Source organism: Streptomyces sp. SID3343 (assembly GCF_009865215.1).
Classification (GTDB): Bacteria; Actinomycetota; Actinomycetes; order Streptomycetales; family Streptomycetaceae; genus Embleya.
Map to the genome: position 1 here is coordinate 1 of NZ_WWJX01000619.1, position 24,250 is coordinate 24,250.

The window sequence follows — 24,250 nt, forward strand, 5'->3', positions numbered from 1 at the left end:
AGGAGTGGCGGCCGATCCTGCGGTTCTCCACCCTGCGCGACCCGGCCGAGATCGCGCGGTTCGTCGAGTTGCGCGTCGTCGACCCGCAGGCGCGGAACTGGCTGCGCGGCCTGGCCGCCGCGCAGCGCTACCAACGCGCGCACCTCGATCTGCGGGCGCAGATCGACGAGGTCGACGTCGACCACCACGGAGTGAAGTTCCCGCTCGGCCAATGGATCTCGGAGCAGCGGCGGGAGTACGCCGCCGGGCGTCTGGGCGCTCCGCAGGTCGAGGAGCTGGAAGAGCTGGGCATGGTGTGGTCGGTCCACGATCGGGCGTGGGAGGACGGGTACGCGATGGCGCGCCGGTACGCCGCCGAACACGGGACGCTCGCGGCGCCGAAGGACGCGGTGGTCGAGGGGTATCCGGTGGGGCGGTGGTTGGAGAAACGGCGTGCCCAGGGCCGGGCCGGCACCCTGCCCGGTGAGCGTGACGTCGCCCTGGACGCGCTCGTCGAGGGTGAGGAGTGGAACCCGCGGGATTGGACGCCGGATTGGCAGCGTCACCTCACCTGCGCGAAGCGGTTCCTGGCCCTGGCCACGGGCGGCGAAGTCGGCGGCGGGGCGGGCACCGGGCTCGGCGACGTCGGCCCGGCGGTGGTTCACCGCGGGGTGGCGCTCGGCCGGTGGGTCGCCCGGCAGAAGTCCGGCTGGGAACGCCTGGGCGACGAACAACGCGCGGCGTTGACCGCGTTGGGCCTCGTGCCGCCCGCTCCGGCCGGGACGGTGGGCCCGGCGCGGCGGGTGGGCGCGGGTGGGTCGGCGGACGGGCCCGGCGGGTCCAGGCCCAAGCGGACCCGGGAGGAGGCGTTCACGATCGCGCTCGGCGCGGCGGCGGCCTACCGGGCCCGGGTGGGGCACCTGGAGGTCCCGCGCGGACACGTCGAGTCGGTCGTGGCGTTCGACGGGTGGCCCGAGGACGTGCGGTTGGGGGTGTGGGTCACCACCACCAGGAGCCGGCGGGCGAAGTTGCCGGCGGAGCGGGTCGCGGCGCTCGACGCGTTGGGCATGCGCTGGACATAGCGGTACGCGCGACGGAGGGGCCGGCCCCTCCGTCGTGGTGGGTGGGTGGGGTCAGGCGGTGTCGCATACCCAGTGCAGCCTGCCGTCCGGGGGCTCCGCGTGCTCGTAGTGGGAGCGCCCGTCCTGGTAGGCGCAGCCGTCGGCGTACAGCGCCACCCCACCGGCCCGGGCGCGCGTGAGTGTGAGATCGGTGTGCGGTTCGGCCAAGCGTCGCCTCAACAAAAACGCGGCACCGTCTCACAAAATGCCGCACCACAGGTCAACGCCTCCACCAACACGACCTCGAACCCCGCGCCACGACATCGACACACCTCACGAGCCCACTCCACGACCACCCACGAAATCTCACCGTTTGCTGCACCACAGCTCACACACCCGACCACCCACGCACCCACCGCAAACCCATTGAGACGACACACCCTCGGAAATGCGTGGCGGTTCGGTCCGGCCGCCTTTTAGATGTCGTCGTCGTACGGGTCGCCTCGCCGAATACGGCGGCGCGGGTGCACGATGGCGTCCCGACGCGACGCGCTGAGCGGCCCCTACTCCCTTCGCGGCATCCGGTTCGGACCATGGGGGCCGAGAGGCGCGTTAGGCCCTCACGCGGCCGCACGGGGCCCTTCAGGGGGCCGAGGCGGGGTGGGGTCGGCGTCTTCCGGTTCGGGTGGCGGCCACAGCAGTCGGAGCCGGCCGTAGCGGTGTCGTGCGGCGTCCGCGCCGATGCCCAGGTGTCGGCCGATGTCCGCCCAGGTCGCCCCGGCCTCGCGGTCGGCGAGGACCGCGCAGTGCACGAGTTCGTCCACCAGGTGACGGAGGCCGGCGGCGGCCTTGCAGTGGACTCCGGGCGCCGGGTTCTCCCGGTGGACCAGTTCGGGGAGCATCGCGTCCAGGGCGAGAGCGCGGGCCTGGAGCTCCGCGCCGATGTAGGCCATGGCGGCGCGTGGACGAAGCGCTCCTCGGGCGCGTCGCCGCGCGCGGTAGGCGGCCTGCCGGCAGTCGCGCGGGCGCGGGCAGTACCGACGCCTCCCGTCGCCCGACAGGGGCCGCTCGCACCAGGCGCACGATCTGTCGTTCATATTCGGAAGATATCTCCGCTTTCGGATGACGGATCGCGGATCGGCCTCGAGGCCGAGGAGGGACCGGCGTCGTCCGGTCGAACCGAGCGTGAGCGTGCCCGGGTGGAGTGGGAGTGTGAATTTCCATACCAGTCTGCGCGCATCCGAGGGTGCATACAGGCCGGTTGACCTGCGCTGATGCACCCGGTAGGGGGCTGATATCTAAATATCAGCCCCCATTGCCGTATGTATCGCTGTACGTATTGCGGGGGGTAATACGGCCGGGGCCGGTGACGGGCCAGGGCCTCGACCGATGGAGGTCGAGGCCCTGGACTCCCGTTCGGGCACAGCCCGCACGAGCACCGCGAGGTGGATGTGAGGACCCGGCCGGGAACGGCAGCAGCATGCCACCGACGGGAGCGGGCCGGCGCCGGTTTCACTCGTTCGGGTGGGTCGTCGACCGCGCGGGCGGGGTGGAATTGGGAAAAACATCGATTTCCTATACCAGTCTGCGCCATCCGAGGGTGCATACAGGGGCTCTGACCTGGTGTTTTGCGCGCCGGAGGGGGTCCGATATAAATCGGACCCCGTAACGGACCTCGTATCGGACCCCGTATCGCGGGGGGTAATGCCGATGAGTTTGGACGGGTATCCGCACGGGCCGGGCCGGTGTCGTCGAGTCGGCCGGCGTCGTGCTCCTGGTGGTGCTCGTCGACGTCGGCCGGCACGAGTCGCCCGTCGCGTCGCGTCGTGCGTGAAAGTGCCGGCGGGGCCTCGATCCGGCTTGTTGGGCGGTCCGCCGGCTCGTGAGGCGACGCGACGCGACGCGTCGCGACTGGGTCGGCGTCGTGCTCCTGGTGGTGCTCGCCGAAGTCGGTGAGCACCACCAGGGCGTCGAGCCGGCGGGCCGCGCTCCCTGCCGGTGGTTTCGAAAACGCCCCTCGTTCGAGGTCGAATTTTTGAAACCGCCCCGGCCGTTCAGCCTCGAATGTCGAATTCGACGTAGTCGATGTCGGTGAGCTCGACGGCGTCCAGGTCGCCGGCGCGGGTGCCGCCGTCCTGGAAGTACGCCTCTTGCAGGCCGGCGGCGACGATGCGCGCGAGGTCGCCTTCGGTGGCTCCGGCGTGGTGTGCGTCGAGCAGCTGCCGCGCGTGGCCGGGTGCGAGGGGTTGGGTGACGCGGCGCATGCGGGGGTCGTCGGTGGAGCCGGCGGCCGAGGAGAACCCGAACCGGGCCCGGGTCTCGACGACGAGGCCGCCGGCCGCGGCCGCGCGTTGTTCGGCGCGGCGGCGGACTTGGGGTTGCCACAGTCGGCGGACTTCGGCGTCGATCTTGGCGTTGACGGGTCGGGGTGGGTGTTTGCGGTCGCCCTTGAGGTAGCGCTCGACGGTGCGTTGGCTGACGCCGAGGCGTTCGGCGACGGCGCGGGTGCGGCCCTGGTTCTTGCTCAGCAGGAACCTGACGCGGGCCTTCGTCGATTGGGGTGGTTTGCGGGTGAGGACGTGTTGGGCGGCTTGGTCGAGGCCGTCGCCGATCTTGCCCATGCGGGTTCCTATTCGCCTTCGGCGACGGCGTCGACGCCGTCCTTGATGTGGCGGGCCGGGTTCTGTTCCCGGAGGAGCAGGCCCAGGGCCCATTCGAGGGGGCGGGTGCCTTCGTGCTTGACCATGCCGGGGCTGACCCCGAGGCGGAACGCGCCGGGGATCGGCTTCCCGTCGGCGGTGCGCGGCAGGACGTCCAGCGGGGAGGGCCCGGCCGAGGGGTAGACGACGCAGTCGGAGAGTACGGCGAGTGGGTAGAGGTCGGCGGCGGTGGCGAGTTTGCGCATCTTGCGGTGCATCCCCACCCGAGCGTTGGCGATGACCGCGGCTCGGATGTCGGGGCGCCAGGTGGGGCGCTCCAGTGCGGGCCAGCGGTCGCCGGTCTTGTAGCGGGCGCCTTGGGGGCGTTCGCGGAGTTTGCCGATGCCGCCCTTGACGGTGGCCTTGATCGCGGACAGGACGATCGCGCGGGCCGGGTCGACCTGCTTGTGGTGGCTCATCGCGTGCAGGAACGCGGTGTCGTCCAGGTCGGGGGTGACGCCGAGGTCGGCCATGGTGGCGAGGTAGGCGTCGCGGAGTCGGGTGTACCAGGGGTCCAGGTAGGGGCCGTGGTCGGGGCGGATCCAGGCCTCGAACGGGTCGACGGTGGCTCCGAGTTCGAGCGCGTAGGCCACCGTGGGGGTCGCGTACCAGCCGGGCCCGGTGGGCGTGGTGCCGTTCGGGGTGAACGGGTTCGGCAGGCGCGGGTCGACCTTGACGGTGGACAGGTCGACGTACCAGCAGCCGGGCAGCTTCTTGTCGAACGTCGGCGCCTGGACGTGGACCGGCGGGCCCAGGCCGACCGGCAGGCGGGACGCGGCGGCGAGGAACGCGGCGTTGACGTCGATGCCGACGGCGTGGTCGAGGTTGCCCTCGTCGTCGCCGACCAGGTGGAGCGGGCGGTGCCAGTCGTAGGCCTCCTCGACCAGGACGTCCGCGCCGTCGCGGGTCTGTGCGACGGGGTGCTCGTCGGGTGCCTCCGGAGGGGCCGGGTCGACCGCGTCGGTGAGCGAGCCCGGGACCGGGCCCGAGCGCCAGGTGCCGGTGGCTTCGTCCTTGACGGCCTGGGTCGGCGGGCGCAGCTCGGTCATCAGCGTCAGGCCCGCCACGGCGGTGGAGCCGCGGGGGGTGACCACGCGGGCGGCGTAGGTGCCCAGGAGGGCAGCGAGTTCGGGTGCGGGCAGGTCGGCGGCGCCGGCCCAGGAGCGGGGGTCGAGTGCGTCCCAGCCGAGGAACGCGAACTGCACGCACAGGCGGCGGCCGCCGTCGGCGGGGGGCCGGTAGACCTTGGTCCACGGGCCGAAACCGCGTCTGGTCAGCTTCCACCCGTTCTTGGTGACCTGCTTGACGAGTGTGTGGTCCTCGGGCAGGCGCAGGTTCCGGCGGTCCTCCAGCTCGGCCGGCAGGCCCAGGCTCTCGGCGGCCGCGGGGGTGACCACGATCAGCGGGTCGGCGTCGCGGCCGGCGCGGTGCAGGCGCTGCGCGCCCAGCCCGGCGTCCAGGGCCCAGGCGACCACGGCGGGCAAAGTCTTCGCCGGGCACGGCAGGACGCGGTCGTCGGCCAGGTGCGCCCGCAGCGTGGTGGTGTCGGTGTCGACGTCCAGGACCGCGAGCGGGCCCGCCGGGAAACTCGCGGCCCGGGTGTCGGTGTCCTCGGTCTTCGCGGCCGCTCCGGCGGGCTTGCTCGGCGATGCCGGGCCGGCCGGGGCGCGGCGGTCCGCCGGTACCGGGTGTGACGGTGTCGGCGCGGCGGGGGACGCGGTCGGTGTGCGGGTCCAAGGCGCGGCGGCCGTGACGACCGGCGCGCCGGCGCCGGTGGTCGGCACGGCCGGGGAGGGCGTCGGGTCGGGCGCGGGGTCGGCGGGTGGAGCCGCCGCCTCGGGCTCGTCGGATTCGTCGGGAGCGGGTTCGGGCCGGTCCGGCTCGACGGCCTCGACGCCGTCGGGGGCCGGGGTCGGGTCCGGGTCGAGTGCGGGGTAGCGGTCGGCGAGGCCCGCCAAGAGGCGGGCGTAGGCCTGGCGTTGGGGCGGGCGCGGTTCGGTGCGACCCGCCTCCCACGCGACGACCGTCACGCGCTGGACGCCCAGGGCGTTCGCGACGCGCTGTTGGGACAGTCCTGCGGCCTTGCGCAACCGGGCCCGTTCGGCCGGTACCGGCAGGTCTCCGAGTGCAGCTTCCTCGAGTAGAGCGTCGACGGCGTCGAACAGTTCGGACATGCTCCACCTCCACGCATGAGCCTACCAGGAAATGAGCACTGGAAGTTACATACTTTGATTGATGGATTTAACATCTAGATAGTTGGATAGGGGGGTGGGCGCAACCATGCCGCGCGGGTTTTCGCCCGTCACCGCCGCGGCATCGGTGGCGCCGGGGTCCGCTCGTCGACGGCGGCGGTTTCCTTGCGGCGGCGTCGGTGGCGGGCGTCCGGGGCGCAGTCGACGGCGTCGCAGGCGCGTTCGAGTTGGAGTGGGGAGAGTGGGTCGGTGTCCCACGGCTCGAGTGGCGGGACCAGGAGCACGGCAGTGTCCCGCGCGGACGTCAGGCGGACCTGGCGTTCCCGTTCTCCGATCAGGCGCAGGGTGATGTGGGTGAGGGCGAAGGTGTCGCGGTGGTGGCCGATGGCGTGGTAGGCGGCGTCGTGGCGTGCGGCGTCGATGTGGTGGTGGATGCGGCGGCCCTGCACGGGGCAGCTCGCGCAGTGCCAGATGATGCCGATGTCGAGTTGCTTCGCGGCCAGGAGCTCGGCGAGCAGGCCGCAGCCGTCGGTGGTGGTGGTGGTCATGCCGGCGTCAACGAGGGCGCGCCGCCCGGTGACACGGGCCCGGGGCGGTGCGCATCGCCGCGGCGCACTCGGGGTGACGCGGCAGTGGGCCGGGTCGTTGTACGGGGTGCGTCGACACCACCACCCCGTGGTCGGCGCTCGCGCGGTCCGGTGTCCGTCGACCCCCGTCCGGTCACCGGACCGCGCACCCGGCCCGGCCGGCTCACGTGGCGTGGCGGTGGGCCAACTCCTCCACCGTCGCGCGCCAGCCTTCGCCTCGGCCGCGTCGGTCCACCGCCTCGACCATCGCCTGGGGCGGCAGCGAGGCGAACAGGTCCGCGATCGCACCGCCGCGGCCTTCCTGGGCGTACAGCCACAACACTTCCGCCACACGCATGTCGCGGGTCGTCCAGTACTCGGGCTGCCGGTGTGGGTCCGCCGGGTGCGTGTGTCCCGACCGCGGCGTGGCGTCGTCGTGTCCGGGTGGCGACGCCGAGATCAGGGCCCGCAGGGTCGCCGTCGCGGCCAGGGCCGGCGCCAGTGCGGACCGGGCCGGCGGGCCGAGCCGGCCCAGGGCCCCGACCAGAGTCTCGATCGCCCCGAGGGCGTCGGTCGCGGCGCACGGCGACCAGCCGGTGGCGGTGACCGTGGTCAACACCTCGCAGGCGGCGTCCGAAAGGGTCTCGATCCGGCTGTGGAGGTCATCGTCCATACCCGTCCAACGACGCCGGGCGGTCGCCGTATCGCCGCCGGCCCGGCCACGCGGATGTGGGGTCGCCGGGTCCGGCGTTCCATGACGGTCGGCGGCCTCGATGCCGCGGTCACATGAGGATGCCGAGCGCGAGGAGCACGAGCGTGGTCAGCGCCAGGATGAACAGGCCGCCGCACCCGTCGCCGGAGTTCTTCCTCGAGCGCTTGGATCCGCCGGGGCGTTTGCCGCCGCCGTGTTTGCCGCAGTAGCGCTGTCCCTGTCGGGTCGGGTTGGCGCAGGTCTTCCCGTTGTTCCTGGCCGTCGACCTCTGGCAGCTGCCCATGAACGTCCCCTCCGAACCGATGGTGACTCCATGTTGTCGAAACCTCGCACCGTGTGCGGGACTTCGCCCAGACTGGCGAACGGGGTCCGCGTTCGAGTCCGGTGACGGGTCGGGCCGGCGGGCCGGGGATGAGCCGTTTCTGCGGCCATTGGTCCGCAACGTCGTCGAAACCTCTGCCGCCGGTGCTTTCGCTCGGCATAGCGTGGAGGACGCAACCGTGTGGCCAGGGATTCAGGGGGAGTCGTGCGCGCAAAGACCTTGTTGGACGGGCGATATCGGTTGCTGAGGCCACTGGGTTCGGGCGGGTTCGGTGAGGTCTGGGAGGCCCTCGACCGCAAGTTCGGACGTGCGGTCGCCGTCAAGGTCCTAGCCGTGAGCGCGCACATGGACGTCGACGAACAATTGGCACGGCTGTCCAGGGAAGCCATGCTCGCCGGCCGGCTCTCGCATCCCACCATCGTCACCGTGCACGACTTCGGTTCGGTCACGGACTCGGGGAGTCTGTACGCCTACATCGTCATGGAGTTGGTGGAGGGGCGCCCACTCAGCACCGTGCTCCTGGATCGGCTGCCGATCCTGCCGACCGCTCTGGGTATCGCCATCGATGTCGGGTCGGCGTTGCGCGAGGCGCACCTCGGCGGCCTGGTGCACCGCGACATCAAACCGTCCAACATCATGGTCCCGTTCTCGCGCGCGCAAGGGGTGAGCGCCAAGGTCGTGGACTTCGGCATCACCAAGACCACCGACCGGCGACACGACATCACTGTGGCCGGGGTGCTCACCGGCAGCCCGGCGTACATGGCGCCCGAGTTTTTCGACGGGGAGTTCGAATCGCGTTCCGACCTGTACTCGCTCGGTTGTGTCCTCCTGGAGATGCTCACCGGGAAGCCGCCGTTCGAAGGGACTCCCTGGCAACTCGCCGACCAGCACCGGTTCCGGCAGGCACCGCGGCTGAAGGACCGGAATCCCGATGCCCATCCCGGCCTGGACGACCTCGTGGCCTCGCTTTTGGCTAAGAAGCCCGAGGAACGGCCGAGCAAGGCGTGGGAGGTGGTGGACATCCTCGATGAGATCCGGAAATTCCGGCACATCCGACGCCCACGCAAGGTCCAACCGGCCCCAGCGCCGTCCGACACCGGGGAACAACCGATCGGACCGTCCGGTAGGGCCGCGCCACGCGTGAACCGGGCCGGGACGGGGAGCCTTGCTGGGGCGTTCGACGATCTCTTCAGGTTCCCCGGCCTCGGGTTGGACTCGCCACGGCCCCGAGCCACGACGCCGCCACCGACGAAGGTCATGCCGGCCGACGAACAGGTGACGACCGATCTGGGGCGGAGCCCGTCCGACGCGGCCGCAGCGCGTCGAGGACGGGACGACACGACCGAGATCACGATCCGCCATCAAGGCGAGACCGTCTCCGCGCTGGTGGTGCCGGTGCCCGTCCGCGTGTCCTGGCCCTGCCCGGAATGCGCCGCCGGCGCGGCGAAGCCGGCCGGCCTCCTCGGTTGCCTTTTGTGCGAAGGCTCCGGTCGGGCAGAGAGGTACGAGACCAGGCGCGTCCGTCTTCCCGACGGCGTCCGCGACGGACAACGAGTACGACTCAAGGGACTCGGTGGACCGGGGAGCAACGGAGGAGAAGCCGGGGATCTCTACGTCACCGTCCGCGTTCGTCCGTGATGCACCGTCCGGAACGGCCGACGAGTGCCGTCACCGATCCTGCCCACGGACCGCTCCGTTCGTTTCGATGTCGGTGTCGTTCGTGATCGAGCCGGATGGGTCGAGTTCACCGTCGCGACGGGCCGTTGGGGCCTGGTGGCGTTCTCGACGGGCTCGGGCGATGGCCCGGGCCCACGCGTTCCGACCTGCCGGTCCTGGCCCGTGCGTGCCGTGTCGGTCCACGTCGCGCACCGACTCCCGGGGCGGCGCCTCGGGGATGCGGTGCTGCGGCGTTGCGGCGGTGGCGCCGGGGTGTGGTCGGGGTTTGGCGCGGGCCGGAGGTGTGCCGGGTGCATTGCCGGGTGGGACCACACGTAACGAACGCACGGTCTCGGCGCCAACGGCCGTGTTGATCCGCTTGATCAACGCGCTTTCCAGCAACCGTAGTTGGGTGGCGTATGTGGGTGAAATGGGATGCAGGTCCAAGCGGCCGGTGTCGGGGTCGTAGTGGCCGGCGGTGACCTTGTCCGCGTACTCGGGGCAGGCCCGGGGCCAGACGTCGGCAAGGGACCCGCCGGTGACCGGCGCGGTCCAGCCGTGGTCGGCGAGCAGCTGCTCGAGGAGGCCGCCCAGGGGTTGCGGGTCGCGGTCGTCGGTCCGGGCCGCCGACGGCCTGCGGGTGCGGGTCCGGTTCGCGGCCGTGTCGCCGGTGCGGTCGCGGGCCGCGGCGAGGGCGGATCGCAGCGCGATGCGGGCCAGGTCGCGGGGGCGGACGTCGTCGGTGGGCGCGGTCACCGGGTACCCGTCCCGGTGAGCTTCATCGTGGTCGATGTAGCCCAGTGTTGGGCGCGGTCGACCAGGTCGTCGCCGTACAGGGCGCGGACGTAGTCGGGGTCCTCGGTGAAGGCGATCAGGGTCGGGATCGCGCTCATCTCGAGGTCGTTGCGGTCGTGGCTGATCTCGTGGCGGATGCGGGCGAGTTGGTCGCGGGTCATCGCGGCCGGGTCGGGCAGGCCGTCCTCGCGCAACGGCAGATCGTCCGCGTGCTCCTGGTCGTCGACGTGGGTGACGTCGGCCGGGGTCAGGGCCCGGGCGATCAGGGCCGCGGCCTCGGCCGACGGGCCCGAGGGCGGTGCGTCGGCGGCCTGGTCCCACTCGCGGTGCCGGGCCGCGGCCGCGGTGCGGGAGTCGCGCCACTGCTCCAGGGCCCGCGCTCGCCGCTCGGGTGTGGTCCAGGCGCGGGCGGCCGCGGCGAGGCGGTACTTGAGCAGGCCGGAGGGTCGGTGGACGTGGGCGGGGACGTCGCCGCCCGCCTGGTCGAGCCAGGCCACGACCAGATCGGCGCTCCAGCCGGCGTCGGCGACCTCCCGGGCCACCCACGAGACCCGCGCGACGTCGACCCGCGCGAGCCAGGGCACCCGGTGGACCAGGTCCCGGGCCAGCGCCCACCGCAGCTGGTAGGAGTTCCGCTTCCCCGGTCCGCCCTGCCGGGGCTTTTTGTCCGTTTCCTTCGTGATCGAGCCGGCTGCGGTCCCGTGGCCGAGTTCTTCAGGGGGGAACCCAATAAGTCCGGCAGTCGAAAGCTCTTGGTAACCCCTAACCCCTCCCCTGCAACGCTTTCGCGCCGGACCCACCCGTGAGGAGCGCCGGCCGGTCCGGGTCGGGCGCTTGCGGGCGGTCAAGCGGGCCAGGCGGGCGATGGTCCGTCGACCGGCGCGGCCGACGACGCGCACCATGCGCCGGCCGGGGCCCCGGCCCTCGGTGACGATCCCCAGGGCGCGGTCGTACATCGGCGGGATCACCAGCGCCCACCGCGAGGCCCACCGCAGCTTCCCGCGCCGGCCGCCCTTGAGGACGTAGGCGATCAGGCCCGCCTCGCGCCACGCCCGCAACTGGTTGCAGACCGTCCGCTCCTTCACCCCGGACGCCCGCGCGAGGTACTCGATCCCGGGCCGGTACTCGCTCAGCCGAGCCATTACCCGCGCCAGAGGCATCGTCGACTCCGTCGACAGGCCCGGCACCAGCATCTCCACCGACCACTGCATCGCCTGGAGCCAGGACATCGCGTCCGCGATCCGCGATCGGGTCGTCCAGACCCACTGTTGTGCCTCGACGACCGGCACGAAGTCCTCGACACGACAGCGGGGCCCGTACGCGCCCCGCACGGACCGCGCTGTCGACGACGCGACGGACGCCACCGCAGCGGCGGCGCGGCGGCCACCGCGACGAAACGCCGCCGGCCACGTCCCGGACCCGGCGCAGCCAGGCGAGATGGGGGAGGCGGGCGGTTTGGGCGCAGGGGAGGGGTAGGTGGAAGCAGTGACGGAGGTGTGCACGCCCCTTAGAGGTGTCGAAATTCCGATCGGTGTGACACGCATCGGCACGGCCCGGTGGTGTGAGGAAGATCGCTCCGCCGTGTCGACGCGTCGCCAGCCAGGCGTCGACACATCGATGCCGACCGGCTCAAACAAGCCGAAATCCGGGGCCAGGTGATGTCCGCCGACCTGCGTTTCCGGGCTCCGCGGAGCAGTGGATCGAGTGAAATCGGCCGTGCCGACAAGACACGGACCGCCTGCGTCATGCAAAATGACAACGTCCTTCCCTCGCGCGACGCGCGGGTATGACAAAGCCCCCGCCTCGCGGGTGCTGGTTCTGGAGAGAACCCTCGTATTGCCCCTGATCAGACCGGTTGCCGCCGGAAGATCGGGACCTCGCCCAAGGGCGAGTAGTTGTAAGTGGGGACGTAGTAGGCCCGCGGTGTTCCACCACTGCGGAGGCCGGCGTCCCGGCGGCTCAGCCGCCCAGCGCGTCTATGTCATCCACCCCCACACCACAACAGAGGTGCGCCTGAAAGGCGCCGACGGAACCGATCGCCGGATGGGCGATCGGGAGTCTGTGAGCCCTCGCCGACGTGACACGGTCACCGTCCCAGCGGGGGCTTTGTCGTGCGGTCCCCGAGATGCCACGGGGCCACGGACCGGCGAAGACGTTGCCGGGCAACGCGGAGTAGTAGCTGTAGCGGCCGGAGCGACAGCGTTGCATCGCTTCCACGGCGGGGTGCTGCATGCACACTGGCGTGTGCGGGTAGGCTGCTTCACGCAAGCCACCTTGTGCTAGAAGGTGTGTACCGGCAGGCCAATCGGCCGCCGGGGGAGCCCCCGTACGGACTTGGTCAAGGTCCTGGGGGCTCTCTGCATTTCCAATCGAAAGCGGGACCACCATACCGCTACAAGGGATCACCGAGCGTGCGTCGTTGTGCCGTGTCGGCGGCCGTTCGGTCACTGCGCTCCCCGCAACTCGCGCAGGTGGGCGATGAAATCCCGGGCTTCGTCTGCGTGTTGGTAGCGAGATTGCAGGACTTGTCCGAGGTCGGCGGACACCATTGCCAGAGATGGCAGCGATCGCCGGGGTCCCGCGAGGGCTTGTTCCCCGTAGGCCAGCGCCGTGTCGAGGTCGCCTTCGCGGGCCGCGACCACGCCCAGCGTGATCCGGGCCTCCGCGATTCGCATAGGTGACCGCTCGACTCCGTCGAAGTCGGTGCTCGCGCGAATGACTTCGACGGCCAGTTGCTCTGCAAGGCGATTTTCGCCGACCTTGCGCAACGCATCCATCCGATAAAAGTCGTACTTTGCCGGGTCTACAACGAAATGATTCTCAATGTCTTCCGGGTATGGCAGCCGTTCCAGGAGCAGTCGGCCCTTGTCCAAGGCCACTTCGGTCTGTGCCCTGTCCCCCAGCCGTGCCCAAGCCTTCGCTGCCTGCGCGTGCAGTTGAGCGGCCACGCTTTCGTTGGGAGCGATGGCGATGCCGGCTTCCGAGGCTGCGATGACACCGCGGTAGTCGCCCCGGGTCAGTGCGAACCACGCGCGCATTTCATGGGCCCATCCCTGAACGCTGATTTCTCCGGACTCGGAACCGAGCATCAGCGCGGCCTGGCGGGTGGCCTCGGCATCGCGGGGCCGCCCGGAGTCGTACTCCACACAGCCCACCAACAACGACAGTTTCCCGGCGAGCGCGATGATCTCGCGGTGCTGTGCCAGGCTCACCCGTTGGTGCTGGAGGCCGGCGACTCGTCCCAGCCAAGCCCTGCCTTCGATGAGCAGTTGGTCGGCTGGCATGTACGCGTACTCGCAGCACAACCGGTCGGCCGTGATCCGCAGCGCATCCAGTGTTGCCGCGTCGACATCGCTGGCGCGTAGCCGGGCGATGATGTCCACGGTGTCCATCCCGCTGACCTGCAATACCTCCGCCCGCCCGTCGCGGCGGCTGCTCTGGGGAAAGAAGGCGCCGGTCGTCGTACCGAAGACGCGGGCGATCACGGACCGGTACTTCAGTGGTTGAGCGTCGCCCGCCTCCCACCTTTTCCACTGTCGTAGAAGGTCCTGTTCGCCGACCACCTGGTCCTCCGGGAGGCGAGCCATCATGGCGCGTACCGCGTCAGCCTGCGACCAATCGCGGGCTGCGCGTTCTTCGACCATCCGCCGGGCCCAGTCAGGCCGTTCATCAGCCATCGCGTGTCCCTTTCTCGTCCTACAGGCGGCGCGGTCCGCGCGCTCCGGGGAGCGGGGCCGGCCCTTCCTGGTGCCGAGACTGACACGGCACCTTGATCGTGCGGAGGTGACAAGTGGGGGTGACATTCGAGATGTCACCCCCACTTGTCACTTTTTGCAGCGGTCGAGCCGGCGCAAGGTGATCGCCAACTTCCCCTATTCGCGACGGAAGAAGAGGTGGTCACTGTGATCGGCTTGGGCTTAGTCAATCGGTGGTCGAAGGGACGTGGTCCACTGGAGGATGGTCGATCCACCGGCCACCTTGACGGCCACCTCTACGACGCGGTCGTCCGCGAGGGACACGGTGCGCACGACTTGAGTTACAACGACATCCCCGGCCGTGAGGCCGAGGGTGGACTTCTCCGACTCGGTCGCGAGGCGGGACGTCACCTCTTCCAGCACTCGGTCCTGAGCCGCTCCCAGTCGCTCTGCAGCCAGCTCCCGCGATCCTCCGGTGGAAACCGGCTCGGTCAACTCGGGAGTCACGGCGATCACATACGCGGGGTAGTAGGAGCTGCTGAGGTGGACCGGAGAGCCGCCCCGGCTCACGAGCCGGCGGCGGACGTGGACTGGTGTCCCTGGGGCTACGTCAAGTCGCGGCGCTACCAATTCATCCGCGCCGACCGTGCCGACGTCAAGGATGTGAGAGGACTCGCCGCCGCCGAGGGCGCTACCAGTGGCCTCGTACATCTGGACACGCGACGCGATGTTGCTGCTGCTTGGGCCCGCGACGATTGTCCCGACCCCGGCCTTAGCGAGGGTCAACCCTTCCATTTTGAGCCGCCGGTACGCGCGGTTGGCCGTCGTCTGGGCTACGCCGAACTGTTCACAGACCTGTCGCAACGACGGCAGCGTGTCGCCGGGTCGCAGCTCTCCGTCCTGGATCTGGCGCCGGTAGTGCGCCGCGATATCCGCGTATCCGATGTGCTCTGACATGACTACCTCCTCTCTGCTCGATGGTGCACTACGAGACTAACTTACGTGTCGTTCTAGCGCTACCACTAGCGCTGGAGGGGGATAGTGGTCTACCTTGTGGTGCACCGCCTCACACAGCGGTGGTTGTCGCCGCCTTTACAGGTGGCCGTGGGTGATAGCACCACCAAATCCCCCGGTGTTCGCGACTTCCCTGTTTGTTCGACTCGCAGCGCCGTTGCGCTGTCTGTCCACCAGGACGACCCGGAATATGCGGGAGGCCTGGCGGGCGGAGAGAGCACCGTGACGCGCCCCACCTCCGCCCCCGCAAGGAGCCCCTGGTGACCACACCCACCCCCACCCGCGTTCCGGAGGTCGCCCGGAAGCGACCCACGAAGACCCGCAGCAAGACGCTGCGCGTCAGCAGTCGGCCCCCGCTGGCCGTGTCGAGCCTGCGCCCCACCGCCCTCGACTTGAGCCCGGGCCACGAGCACTTGGTGTGCCCGGACTGCGGATGCTGGACCCCGATGACCGGGATCCGCAGCACTCCTCACCTGGTACCGCACCACACCGAGCCCGCTGGCACTCTCGGCCGGCCGCACCGCTGCATCGGCAGCAACCGCCTGCTCACCCTCGACATCGACGCCGACCTGTGGCAGCGGCACTTCGCCCAGGGAGGCGCGGAGACCGGAGCCCGCCGCACCACCAAGGTCCAGCCGTCGAGCCCGCCGCCCCTGCCCTACGGCCTGGCGGGCCTGCCCCGCACGGCTGCGGAGGCGGACCCCACAGCCCCGAAACAGTCGGTCCCGCAAGCCACCCCGAAGGCCGACGCCTCGACGCGTCGTCGGCGCAGCGCCGAGTGGGCCCGTGTCGCGTCGGCCGTCGAGCGGGTCGACGACGATCGCGACCAAGTGCCTGAGGGCGATGCGCCCACCGAGCACGATGTCCCGATCGAGCCGCTGGGCATGGCTTACAAGGTTCTCGCCCACCTCGGTCCCGACGGCGAGCAGCTGGGCGACGAGACCCTGTGGCAACACCACCGCCGCGGTGGCGCGAGCATGGCGCTGGCTCCGGGCCTGCGCCTGGTCTGGCACGCGGACTTGGGGATCTTCGCCGTCGCACAGGCCGAGTCCCGGATCGAGACGACGATCACCCCCGCGACCGTCGGTCAGGTCCTCGCGATCCTCGCCCACAACCAGGCCTGACACACACATTCACCGACCGCGCCCCGCCCGCACTGCACCACACGGGCGGGGCGCGGCCGTACCCGACCACAAGGAGCTGCACCCGTGAACATCAACAACAAGCTCACCCGGCTCAACGCGGCGACCCGTCACATCACGGTCGCCGTCCTGGACGCGGTCGGTACCTCGATCTGCGTGGTCGTCGGCGCCCTGGGCGCGGTCGTTGCGTACCACCACACCACCACCGTTCCCGGTGAGTGGCGGGCCGCGATCGTGGGGGCCGCCGCCGTGATCGCCGCGATCGTCGGCGACGGCGCGGCCCAGCACATCCTGGGCCCGGTGCATCAGCGTCTGTACTCGGCCCGGCAGGCCAACGAGGAGGGCACGCCGTTGCCGGAGGGCTTGGACGAGCGGCTTGCGCTGCTCGTCGACCGGGACCAGGAGCACATCGCGGCGCGGCGTGCCTACCAGCTCGACACCGCCGGGGTGTGGCTGACCGACCCCGACCTGTGGCAGGCCCACCGCGACGGAGCCAGCATGCATTTCGCCGACGGGTTCCGCCTGATCTGGCACGCGGACGAAACGCCGTACGCCGGCGACGAGTTCACCCTCGCGATGCCCGACTCCCACCTCGAGGTGATCGTGAGCGGGGCGCGGGACCTGAGCCGGTACGTCACGGACCACCTCGCGTACATCGAGGCGCACGACACGGTCCCGGCCTGACCGGACCCCACCCGAATCGCGCGCCCGGGCGGTGACCACTCACCCGCCCGGGCGCTGCCGTCGCCGCCAGGAACCGTCCGGGCCGACACCTTCATCCATGTGTCGGCCCGGACGGCTGTTGGAGCAGCCGGACCCGCGACAGGACATCACTGGAGAGGAACGAACATGACCGAGATCGCCGAGATCATTCGCTACACCGCCGACATCATCGTCACCACGCCGGACGGCCTGGTGCTGCTGATCAAGCGTGGCTGGGCACCGCACGAGGGCGCCTGGGCGCTGCCGGGCGGCCACGTCGACCCCGGAGAGACCAGCCTCGCCGCCGCCGCCCGCGAACTGGAGGAGGAGACCGGGGTACAGGCGACCGCCGGTCACCTGCGCCAGGTCGGTGTGTTCGACCGGCCCGACCGCGACCCGAGGGGCCGCTACGTCACCGTCGCTTACGCCGTCACGGTCCCCGCCGACACCCCGACGCAGCCCGGGGACGACGCGACCGCCACCTGTTGGTGGCCGTTGGACGACCTGCCCCCGCTGGCGTTCGACCACGCCGACATCCTCGCCGCCGCGACGACCTGATTTGCGACGACGTACGAACCGAGCACCCCGGGCGATGCCCCGGGGTGCTCGCGTTCCAGGAACGGTGAGGGCCGACACCTGTACAGGTGTCGGCCCTCACGGCTGCTGGAGCGGCCGGAAAACAGGTGCGGCCCCGGGGTGGAAGCCCGGGACCGCGCGCAGGACACCGTTTGAGAGGAAAACCCTGCGTGAACATCATCGCATCGAACAACAGCGGCGACGACGCCGCGCGGCGGGCCGCCGAGGCCGAGCGCCGCTTCGCCGACGAGCTGCACAAGCGGGCGATGGACATGAAGGCCCGCGCCGCGAAGGCGACGCAGCGGTGAGCGCGGAGGCGCGTCGTCAGGCGGAGGAGGCGCAGCGGCGGGCCGCTGCCGTCCGGGCGGCGGCGGATGCCGCTGCGCGGCGCTTGAAGGAGTCGCAGGACCGGGCCGAAGCGAAGGCGGGCCACTGATGCCGACGACCACCCCGATCCGGCCGCCGGCCAAGCCGAGGCCGACCGATCCGCCGGTGCCCCCGAAGGGGCCCGTCACCGCCGTCGTCACCGACACCACCGGAGGAGAGTAATGGACTGGCGCCACGCGTCTGCTTGCCGGAACGAAGACCCGGAACTGTTCTTCCCGATCGGCAGCACCGGCCCCGCCCTCTTGCAGATCGAGGAGGCGAAGTCGGTCTGCCGTCGCTGCCCCGTGATAGAGCGGTGCTTGGGCTGGGCCCTGGAGTCCGGCCAGGAGGCCGGGGTGTGGGGCGGGTTGAGCGAGGACGAGCGTCGGGCGCTCAAGCGCCGCGCCGCCCGCAACCGCGCCCGCGCCGCCGCCGAGGGCTGATCACCGGTGGCCGACGACGAGAAGCGCCTCCAGGAGCAGCAGGAGCAGGCGTTGCGGCGCCGGGTGCGTGAGGCCAACGCCCGGTCGGCGGCAACGGCGCGGGCCGCGAACGAACACCGCCGCGCCGACGCCGACCGGGACTGAGGTTCGGCGCGTGCCGAAGAGCGGCCCGGGTGGGGGCCGGCCCCCGAAGCCTTCGGGCCCGCGGGGACCAACCCCCACCCGGCCGGACCCGAAACCCCGTACCTGACTACATGAACGCGGCGGGCCGGTGCTCGAATCACCGGCCCGCCGCTCGGCGAACCCCCACAGACAGACAGAGGAGTCACCGTGAAGTACAGGATGCCCGGACCCGCCGACCCCCCGATCCCGATCCCGATCCCCTGTGCCGTCCCGGCCGGGCTCGCCGCCGTCCTGGCGGTGCCCGTCGACCTGGTCGACGGCGTGCCCGGCGCGTCGGGCCGGGTGTGGAGCCTGCTCGACATCAACCCGTGCCGCGCCCACGCCGCGCGGGCCTTGATGGACACCGTGACGCCCGGCCCGAGCGGCCTGGACACGGTCCTGCTCGTGGTGTCCGTGCCCGAGCCGGACGGGGCCGCGTGAGCGCCCGCCTCCGGTGCCGCCGGGCGGCCTGGACCACCGCGCTGGTGCTGATCGGGCCCCTCGCGCTCCTCGCCGTCGGCGTGAGCATCGTGATCGAGTGGTTGGGCGACCACGCCCTCCTCGGCCGCAAGGTCCTCGTCTGGGCATCCGCGTTCGGTGATCTCGTCGCCGAACCGCTGTGCGACGTCGTCGACACCTGCCTCGACCGCCAAGCGGCCCTGGGCGGCACCGGCCTGTGGATCCTGCGCCCCTGGGACGAACGCCACGACATCCGCGCCGCGGAGCCCGACGACCACCGCTGACCACACCCCGTCGGCCCGGGGCGGGCCGCACCGGACACGATCCGGTACGGCCCGCCCGGACCGGACGTCTCGTTGACGGCTGCCCCCACCACCGCGCCCCCGGGTCGCGGTGGTGAGGAGAACCGCCAACCCGCGCCGCGCCGGTTCGGTGTCGGTGTGTCGGTCGGCCACGATGGTCGATCGCGGCCCCGCCCCGAACCGGTCGGGTCTGTGCCCGTCGCTGTACCCACACCTCGGATGGAGAGAGATGACGACGACGATCGACCCGCCGGGCACGGCGCCCGGCCGGGCTGCCGCTTCGACTTCGACGACCCGGCCCGCCCCTTCCACGACTTCGGTCGGGTCTTCCGCGACTCGGCCCGCCGCTTCCACGACTCGCCCGACCGCTTCTGCGACCGGCCCCGAGGCTCCCGCGCGGTACGTCCTCGACACTGCCTCCGAGCGGGCCGAGAGGCACCTTGCCTTTGCGACTTCGGAGGCCCCTTCCACGACTCGCCCTGCGGCTTCTACGACTCGCCCCACTCCTTCTACGACTTCGGTCGGTCCTTCTGCGACTTCGGCGGACACCGGTCGGGGGGTGAAGATCACGCTGGGGATCGCGTCCGCACTCGGCGGGTGCGTGATGGGCGCCGCCGGCTTCTACCTCTCCTTCGGGAACCTCAGTTCCGCCGGCCACACCGTGTTCGGGTTCTCCACCGGCGACGCCAGGATCTTCGCGGTCGGCGTGGACGTGGCGATCGTGACCTGTCTGGTCCTGGACCTGTTCATGGCGTGCATCCGCACCTCCTGGCCGCTGCTGCGGGTCCTCGCGCACGGCATGACGGCGGCGAGCATCTACTTCAACGCCGCCGCCCACGGTGCGATCGCCGACAACCTGGACAAGGCCGCGAGCCACGGCCTGATGCCGGTCCTGTTCGTCATCGGGGTCGAGGCCGGCCGCCGGATCCTGGTCCACCAGGCCGCGCTCCCGGCCGACCACGACGTCATCCCCGGCCACCGCTGGGCACTGGCGCCCCGCCCGACCTGGCGCATCTTCCGCGCGATGAAGCTGTGGGAGGTCGGCTACGCCGAGGCCATGGACCGCCAACGCGAACGGGCGATCTTCAACGCCTGGAACGAGTACAAGCAGGAACTGGGCAAGGCCCGCCTTGCCGAGGGCAGCCCCGAGGCCTTGGCCCGACTGCCCGGAAAGCTGGAGCCGTTCGGCCTGACCGTGGACGAGGCCCTGGCCCTGCCCGACCACATGGCCCGCCAGGAACTGCGGCGCCGCCAGGAGTCCGACCGGCGCGCCCGCGAACTGGAACTCGACACCGAGCGCGCCCAGCACGAGGCGGAGAAGGCCCGCATGGCGCACCGCAAGGAGATGGCGACGCTGCGGGCGGACCTGACGACGACCGAGGGCGTGGCCGGGGCGCAGGCCCGCGGGGCGGTCGCCGAGGCCGAGGCGCGGGCGGACGTCCGCTCGCGCGCGATCGCCGAATTGGGCGACGCGGCGGAGGAGAGGCAAGTCGCAGAAGAGCGGCGGCGAGTCGCAGAAGAGCGGGCCCGGGTCGCAGAAGCCGACAAGCGCGCGGCGGCCGACGCCGCGCTCGCGGAGGTCGAGAAGCAGCGCGCCGCGCAGGCCCGGGTGCGAACGGCGGAGGCCGAAGCCCGAGTCGCAGAAGCCGAAGCGCGAGTCGTCGAAGCCGAGAGGCAAGTCGCAGAAGAGCGGCTCCGAGTCGCCGAGAACACCCGGCGGGCGATCGAGGCGGAGGACGTCGCGAGTCTGACCCCGCACCAGCGGCGGGTCCGCCTCGTCGCCCGGATGATCCTCGCGGCGGCCCCGGCGGACGTCGAGCTGGCGGCGATCGAGAAGGCGATCGGCAAGACCGCGAGCACCGCGTCCACGACGAAGGCCGCGGCCGTCGCCCTGGTGGCCGCCGGCTACGACCCGGCCACGGGACACGACCCGGAGGTGCCCGCCCGCGACTGACCCGGCACCGACACACGAGCAGTACCGCGCGAGGGACGGCCCCGATCCGGGGGCCGTCCCTCGCGCGTTCCCGCCCGCATCAAGGAGGAGAACCCGTGTGTGAATTCGAGGACTTCGAGGACCCCGCCGCGGCTGCGCGCCGCCGGGAGATGGAACAGATGCACGCCGCCTACGAGGAGATGGACATGAACGAGTACGCCGCGTTCATGGCCGAGATGGACGCCCGCGACGCCGAGCGCGAGCGGGACTGACCCGCCCGGCTGCTTTTCCGCCCGCCCGTCCGGCCTCGCGCCGGCCGGGCGGGCGGGATGGACGCCGAAGCGCCCCGCCCCGCCCCGATCCGTTCCGATCGGCCGGCCCACCCGGGCCGCCACGAAGGAGACCCAGTAGTGAAGAGCACCGACAAGGCGCCGGCCCCGACGCCCGAGGCCCGCGCGGCGTGGCTGCGCAGGGTGGCCGCCGACCCGGACGAGTGCGCCGCCTACATGGCGAGCGTGCAGCGCAACCTGTTGTGCGTGAGCGCCGACATGTCGGCCCTCGCCCGCGAGATCCGGGTACGCCTGCGCGGCGACCACATCGAGGGCGACCGGTTCTGGGACGCCCGTTGGCGCGCCCGGCCCGTCGAAGGCGCGATGGGCGACATCCTGGAGCATTTCGACGCCCTCGCGGACGCCCTGGAAAAGACCGCCCGCAAGCGCCGTGCCTACGCCGAGAAAATGCACGACATCCCGGAAAAGCGCCGTGCCCGAGCCCTCGCCCGGGAACGGAAGAACAATCCCGCGCTGAGGCCCGCGCCGCCGCTCGCGAATCCGGGGAACGACCCGCGATTGCAATCGGGTGGGAATGCGGGTTATGCTGCTTCTCCGAGTTCGCTCTACGACTTGGGTCGTGAGTCGGCGTGAAGGCCCCGCTGACCAGTGCCGAACTTCGCCGGGAGAAAACCCGCGAATGGCGCAAGAGGGAATTGCAGGAAGCCCGCGAACGTCGTGGCGAGCAGGGCGCGATGGAATTCTGGTTGCGTCTGGTCCGCACCGCGATTGCGAAAGAGGCGAAAGCCGGCCGGGCCGATGTGTGGCCGGCGTACGCGTTGATCTCCCGTCTGGTGCTGACCGCGATCCAGCGGCGCGCGGCGGGCGACGCGAGGATCTGGACCGACCTGCTGCGGTACGCCGAGCAGGTCGTCGACCGGCATCCGCCCCACCACTGACCCGCCCTCGTACGAGGCCCCCGCGAAGCGCCGCGGGGGCCTCGCGCGCGTAATGCGTGCACGTGTGCACGTGCACGCGCGTGCACACGAGGGCCCCTCGTTTGTCAAGTCCAGGAAGGAGTGCCGTGGCCACCGACGACGACGGCCCCACCGACCCCCCGCCGAGCGGCGACGGGCGGCTGATCCAGTTCCCCGGCGCGGACCACGCGGACCACTACGTGCCGCCGCCGATCCCCGACTACCCCGACCCCGACCCGTCCGACGAAACGGAGCCGGAAAGCGAGCCGGAAAGCTTCCGGGAATTCGCTTTCGTGGTGCCCGCGATTCCCGATCCGGCGGACACCGCCGCCCGCGAAACCGCGCGGCCGACGCGGAATGCGGGGGCCGATGCGAACTCGAATCCCGATTCCGACGACGAAATGGATTCCGAATCCGAATCCGAATATCCGCGCACGTTCACCGACCGCGTCGGCGACTGGATCGACTACCGGATCGCGCGCGGTCACGCCCGTATGGAGGAAGAGCGCGCATTCCGCGAGGCCGAATTGGCGCGGAAGGTCGCACTGCTGGAATCGCGGACCGGACACGAGACCGCGATGGCCAAGCACAACTCCAAGCTGAAGCAGGCCGGGGTGAAAGGCCGCGCCGACCGGGCCGGGAACGACAGCGGCCGGCTCGCGGCGGGGGGCCACGCGGGCGGCGGTTCCGGGCGCTCCGGAGCCGGGTCCGGGTCCGGCCGGTCGGGGTCGGGGTCGGGTGGCGGTCGCGGATCCGGTTCGGGCGGCGGCACCGGCGGCGGGAAGTCCGGCGGTCCGTCCGGGAAGACGGGCGGTTCGTCGGGCGGAACGGGCGCCGGCAAGTCGGGCGGCCCGTCCGGCGGGTCCTCCGGTGGCAAGTCGTCCGGCAAGTCGGGCGGTTCGTCGGGCGGGAAGTCGGGCGGTCCGTCCGGTGGTGGTTCGTCGGGCGGGAAGTCGGGCGGTCCGTCCGGCGGGTCGTCCGGGAAGTCGGGCGGTTCGACCGGCGGGAAGTCGGGTGGAACGGGCGCCGGGAAGTCGGGCGGTCCGTCCGGCAAGTCCGGCGGGTCGTCCGGTCCGTCCGGCGGAGGTTCGTCGGGCGGGAAGTCCGGTGGTCCATCGTCCGGCAAGTCGGGCGGGAAGTCGTCCGGTCCGTCCGGAGGTTCCTCGGGCGGTCCGTCCGGGGGCGCTTCGTCCGGTCCGTCCGGCGGGAAGTCGTCCGGGCCGTCCGGCGGTGGGAAGTCGGGTGGCCCGTCCGGCGGTTCCGGTGGCGGGAAGCCCGGCGGTGGTGACGGCCGCAAGGGCTCCGGGAAGGGCCCTGCACGCCCTGGAGACGGGCCGGATGTCCCGCCCTCGGGCAAGGAGAAGGCCCGGGGCGGGAAAGGCCGCGACAAGGTCGCACAGGGCCCGGAGGGTTTCGGTGACGTCGACTGGGTGGCGGCGGACGCCGCCGCCGACGCCATCCACCAGGGCGACTTCGAGAAGGCGGGCCGGCTGATCGGCGCCACCTCCGACCCGAAGGCGACCGGCGCGGCTGCCTTCGACCTCCTCGACCACGACAGGGTGCGCAAACGCGCCGCCCAGGCACACAAGGACAAGGCCAAGGGCAAAGGCGACGACGGGATCGACTGGGAACGCGCCCGCGCCGCCGCGCACGCCGCGAACGTGGGCGATTTCGTCCGCGCCTGGAGTCTGCTCCCGCACGGGCCCGGTGACCGCGCGACCGCCCGCGCCGCGTGGGACCTCATGCACGACGATGTCCGCGCCCTCATGCGGATGAGCGCGGACGAACGGGCCGACATCATGCGCGCCCGCGCCGCCCGCGACCACGCCCGCGACCGCGCCCACGACCGTGCCGAAAGCGCCCGCGCCCGCCAGGCCACCGCCGAAGCCGCGCACGCCGAGGCGGCGGCGCGCCGCGCGGAACGCGCCGCACGCCGCGAACAGGCAGCCGCCGACCGCGAACAGACAGCCGCCGACGCCGGGCGCGCCGGGCGTTGGGAACGGCTGCGCACGTGGCTGCACGGCGGGGCACGCGACACCGACCGGCCCCCGCCCGACGACGCCGAGCCCCTGCGGTGGGACATGGAAGTCGTCACCGACCCCCCGCCCCCGCCGCCCGCCACAGAGGTACCGGCGCTGGGCCCGGCACCGACCCGGCACCCTCCCCGGCCCGGGACGACCCGGCCCGAACCCGCCGCGCCGACGGACGACCCGCCGACTCCGGACTCG

Annotated in this window: 26 protein-coding genes; 15 read left to right on the forward strand and 11 right to left on the reverse strand. The window is 71.7% G+C overall.

The window, feature by feature from the left end:
* A partial coding sequence (locus GT354_RS19215) for a helicase associated domain-containing protein (protein WP_202512050.1) occupies positions 1-1,061 on the forward strand: 1,061 nt, incomplete at its 5' end.
* A 51-nt stretch (positions 1,062-1,112) separates the two neighbouring features.
* On the opposite strand, the gene GT354_RS19220 is transcribed toward GT354_RS19215, so the two are convergent.
* The 7 genes from GT354_RS19220 to GT354_RS19250 form a co-directional block, all read right to left on the reverse strand.
* Positions 1,113-1,268: a hypothetical protein gene (locus tag GT354_RS19220; protein WP_161357530.1), complete on the reverse strand. Its 156-nt coding sequence runs from the start codon at positions 1,266-1,268 to the stop codon at positions 1,113-1,115.
* 392 nt (positions 1,269-1,660) lie between these two features.
* On the reverse strand, positions 1,661-2,137 hold the full coding sequence (locus GT354_RS19225) for a hypothetical protein (protein WP_161357531.1): 477 nt from the start codon (positions 2,135-2,137) through the stop codon (positions 1,661-1,663).
* Between the two features lie 957 nt (positions 2,138-3,094).
* A complete protein-coding gene (locus tag GT354_RS19230; RefSeq protein WP_161357532.1) occupies positions 3,095-3,661 on the reverse strand; it encodes an XRE family transcriptional regulator in 567 nt (188 codons plus the stop codon).
* An 8-nt stretch (positions 3,662-3,669) separates the two neighbouring features.
* Positions 3,670-5,913, reverse strand: coding sequence for a helix-turn-helix domain-containing protein (locus GT354_RS19235; protein ID WP_161357533.1), 2,244 nt, complete (start codon positions 5,911-5,913; stop codon positions 3,670-3,672).
* Positions 5,914-6,041: 128 nt separating this feature from the next.
* A complete protein-coding gene (locus tag GT354_RS19240; RefSeq protein WP_161357534.1) occupies positions 6,042-6,479 on the reverse strand; it encodes a hypothetical protein in 438 nt (145 codons plus the stop codon).
* Between the two features lie 202 nt (positions 6,480-6,681).
* Positions 6,682-7,170 (reverse strand): hypothetical protein, encoded by a 489-nt coding sequence (locus GT354_RS19245; protein ID WP_161357535.1) that lies wholly within the window; start codon positions 7,168-7,170, stop codon positions 6,682-6,684.
* Between the two features lie 109 nt (positions 7,171-7,279).
* On the reverse strand, positions 7,280-7,492 hold the full coding sequence (locus tag GT354_RS19250) for a hypothetical protein (RefSeq protein ID WP_161357536.1): 213 nt from the start codon (positions 7,490-7,492) through the stop codon (positions 7,280-7,282).
* A gap of 243 nt (positions 7,493-7,735) precedes the next feature.
* On the opposite strand from GT354_RS19250, the gene GT354_RS19255 reads away from it, so the two are divergent.
* Positions 7,736-9,169: a protein kinase gene (locus GT354_RS19255; RefSeq protein WP_202512051.1), complete on the forward strand. Its 1,434-nt coding sequence runs from the start codon at positions 7,736-7,738 to the stop codon at positions 9,167-9,169.
* 30 nt (positions 9,170-9,199) lie between these two features.
* On the opposite strand, the gene GT354_RS19260 is transcribed toward GT354_RS19255, so the two are convergent.
* The 4 genes from GT354_RS19260 to GT354_RS19275 form a co-directional block, all read right to left on the reverse strand.
* The gene (locus tag GT354_RS19260; RefSeq protein WP_161357538.1) at positions 9,200-9,943 is read right to left on the reverse strand and encodes a DUF721 domain-containing protein; all 744 of its coding nucleotides are present in this window, start codon (positions 9,941-9,943) and stop codon (positions 9,200-9,202) included.
* Positions 9,940-11,313, reverse strand: a complete 1,374-nt coding sequence (locus GT354_RS19265) for a hypothetical protein (protein ID WP_161357539.1) — start codon at positions 11,311-11,313, stop codon at positions 9,940-9,942. The genes GT354_RS19260 and GT354_RS19265 overlap by 4 nt, the downstream gene beginning before the upstream one ends.
* Positions 11,314-12,426: 1,113 nt before the next feature.
* Positions 12,427-13,659, reverse strand: a complete 1,233-nt coding sequence (locus GT354_RS19270; protein ID WP_161357540.1) for an XRE family transcriptional regulator — start codon at positions 13,657-13,659, stop codon at positions 12,427-12,429.
* Between the two features lie 240 nt (positions 13,660-13,899).
* Positions 13,900-14,634, reverse strand: a complete 735-nt coding sequence (locus GT354_RS19275) for a GntR family transcriptional regulator (RefSeq protein WP_161357541.1) — start codon at positions 14,632-14,634, stop codon at positions 13,900-13,902.
* Positions 14,635-14,951: 317 nt separating this feature from the next.
* Between GT354_RS19275 and GT354_RS19280 the strand changes: the two genes are divergently transcribed.
* The 13 genes from GT354_RS19280 to GT354_RS19340 form a co-directional block, all read left to right on the forward strand.
* Positions 14,952-15,815: a hypothetical protein gene (locus GT354_RS19280; RefSeq protein WP_161357542.1), complete on the forward strand. Its 864-nt coding sequence runs from the start codon at positions 14,952-14,954 to the stop codon at positions 15,813-15,815.
* Positions 15,816-15,899: 84 nt separating this feature from the next.
* A complete protein-coding gene (locus tag GT354_RS19285) occupies positions 15,900-16,517 on the forward strand; it encodes a hypothetical protein (protein ID WP_161357543.1) in 618 nt (205 codons plus the stop codon).
* A 165-nt stretch (positions 16,518-16,682) separates the two neighbouring features.
* On the forward strand, positions 16,683-17,093 hold the full coding sequence (locus GT354_RS19290; RefSeq protein ID WP_161357544.1) for an NUDIX hydrolase: 411 nt from the start codon (positions 16,683-16,685) through the stop codon (positions 17,091-17,093).
* A 188-nt stretch (positions 17,094-17,281) separates the two neighbouring features.
* Complete coding sequence (locus tag GT354_RS19295; protein ID WP_161357545.1) at positions 17,282-17,419, forward strand: hypothetical protein; 138 nt, start codon at positions 17,282-17,284, stop codon at positions 17,417-17,419.
* A gap of 240 nt (positions 17,420-17,659) precedes the next feature.
* Positions 17,660-17,920 carry a WhiB family transcriptional regulator gene (locus GT354_RS19300; protein WP_161357546.1) on the forward strand — a complete coding sequence of 87 codons (261 nt, stop codon included), beginning with the start codon at positions 17,660-17,662 and terminating at the stop codon, positions 17,918-17,920.
* A 6-nt stretch (positions 17,921-17,926) separates the two neighbouring features.
* Positions 17,927-18,064 (forward strand): hypothetical protein, encoded by a 138-nt coding sequence (locus GT354_RS19305; RefSeq protein WP_161357547.1) that lies wholly within the window; start codon positions 17,927-17,929, stop codon positions 18,062-18,064.
* A gap of 186 nt (positions 18,065-18,250) precedes the next feature.
* A complete protein-coding gene (locus tag GT354_RS19310) occupies positions 18,251-18,523 on the forward strand; it encodes a hypothetical protein (protein ID WP_161357548.1) in 273 nt (90 codons plus the stop codon).
* On the forward strand, positions 18,520-18,825 hold the full coding sequence (locus GT354_RS19315; protein WP_161357549.1) for a hypothetical protein: 306 nt from the start codon (positions 18,520-18,522) through the stop codon (positions 18,823-18,825). The genes GT354_RS19310 and GT354_RS19315 overlap by 4 nt, the downstream gene beginning before the upstream one ends.
* Positions 18,826-19,402: 577 nt before the next feature.
* Positions 19,403-20,797, forward strand: a complete 1,395-nt coding sequence (locus tag GT354_RS19320) for a DUF2637 domain-containing protein (RefSeq protein ID WP_161357550.1) — start codon at positions 19,403-19,405, stop codon at positions 20,795-20,797.
* Positions 20,798-20,892: 95 nt separating this feature from the next.
* Positions 20,893-21,048 carry a hypothetical protein gene (locus GT354_RS19325; RefSeq protein WP_161357551.1) on the forward strand — a complete coding sequence of 52 codons (156 nt, stop codon included), beginning with the start codon at positions 20,893-20,895 and terminating at the stop codon, positions 21,046-21,048.
* Positions 21,049-21,186: 138 nt separating this feature from the next.
* Positions 21,187-21,699 (forward strand): hypothetical protein, encoded by a 513-nt coding sequence (locus GT354_RS19330; protein ID WP_161357552.1) that lies wholly within the window; start codon positions 21,187-21,189, stop codon positions 21,697-21,699.
* Positions 21,696-22,004, forward strand: a complete 309-nt coding sequence (locus GT354_RS19335) for a hypothetical protein (RefSeq protein ID WP_161357553.1) — start codon at positions 21,696-21,698, stop codon at positions 22,002-22,004. The genes GT354_RS19330 and GT354_RS19335 overlap by 4 nt, the downstream gene beginning before the upstream one ends.
* A 125-nt stretch (positions 22,005-22,129) precedes the next feature.
* Positions 22,130-24,250, forward strand: a 2,121-nt coding sequence (locus tag GT354_RS19340; RefSeq protein WP_161357554.1) for a hypothetical protein, incomplete at its 3' end; no start/stop codon positions are given.

What these genes read in the sequence shown, in the direction of transcription:
- GT354_RS19300 (WP_161357546.1), top strand. Translation starts at nt 17,660, where the DNA reads ATGGACTGGCGCCACGCGTCTGCTTGCCGGAACGAAGACCCGGAACTG.
- GT354_RS19235 (WP_161357533.1), bottom strand. Translation starts at nt 5,913, where the DNA reads ATGTCCGAACTGTTCGACGCCGTCGACGCTCTACTCGAGGAAGCTGCA.
- GT354_RS19245 (WP_161357535.1), bottom strand. Translation starts at nt 7,170, where the DNA reads ATGGACGATGACCTCCACAGCCGGATCGAGACCCTTTCGGACGCCGCC.
- GT354_RS19230 (WP_161357532.1), bottom strand. Translation starts at nt 3,661, where the DNA reads ATGGGCAAGATCGGCGACGGCCTCGACCAAGCCGCCCAACACGTCCTC.
- GT354_RS19225 (WP_161357531.1), bottom strand. Translation starts at nt 2,137, where the DNA reads ATGAACGACAGATCGTGCGCCTGGTGCGAGCGGCCCCTGTCGGGCGAC.
- GT354_RS19290 (WP_161357544.1), top strand. Translation starts at nt 16,683, where the DNA reads ATGACCGAGATCGCCGAGATCATTCGCTACACCGCCGACATCATCGTC.
- GT354_RS19240 (WP_161357534.1), bottom strand. Translation starts at nt 6,479, where the DNA reads ATGACCACCACCACCACCGACGGCTGCGGCCTGCTCGCCGAGCTCCTG.
- GT354_RS19250 (WP_161357536.1), bottom strand. Translation starts at nt 7,492, where the DNA reads ATGGGCAGCTGCCAGAGGTCGACGGCCAGGAACAACGGGAAGACCTGC.
- GT354_RS19275 (WP_161357541.1), bottom strand. Translation starts at nt 14,634, where the DNA reads ATGTCAGAGCACATCGGATACGCGGATATCGCGGCGCACTACCGGCGC.
- GT354_RS19270 (WP_161357540.1), bottom strand. Translation starts at nt 13,659, where the DNA reads ATGGCTGATGAACGGCCTGACTGGGCCCGGCGGATGGTCGAAGAACGC.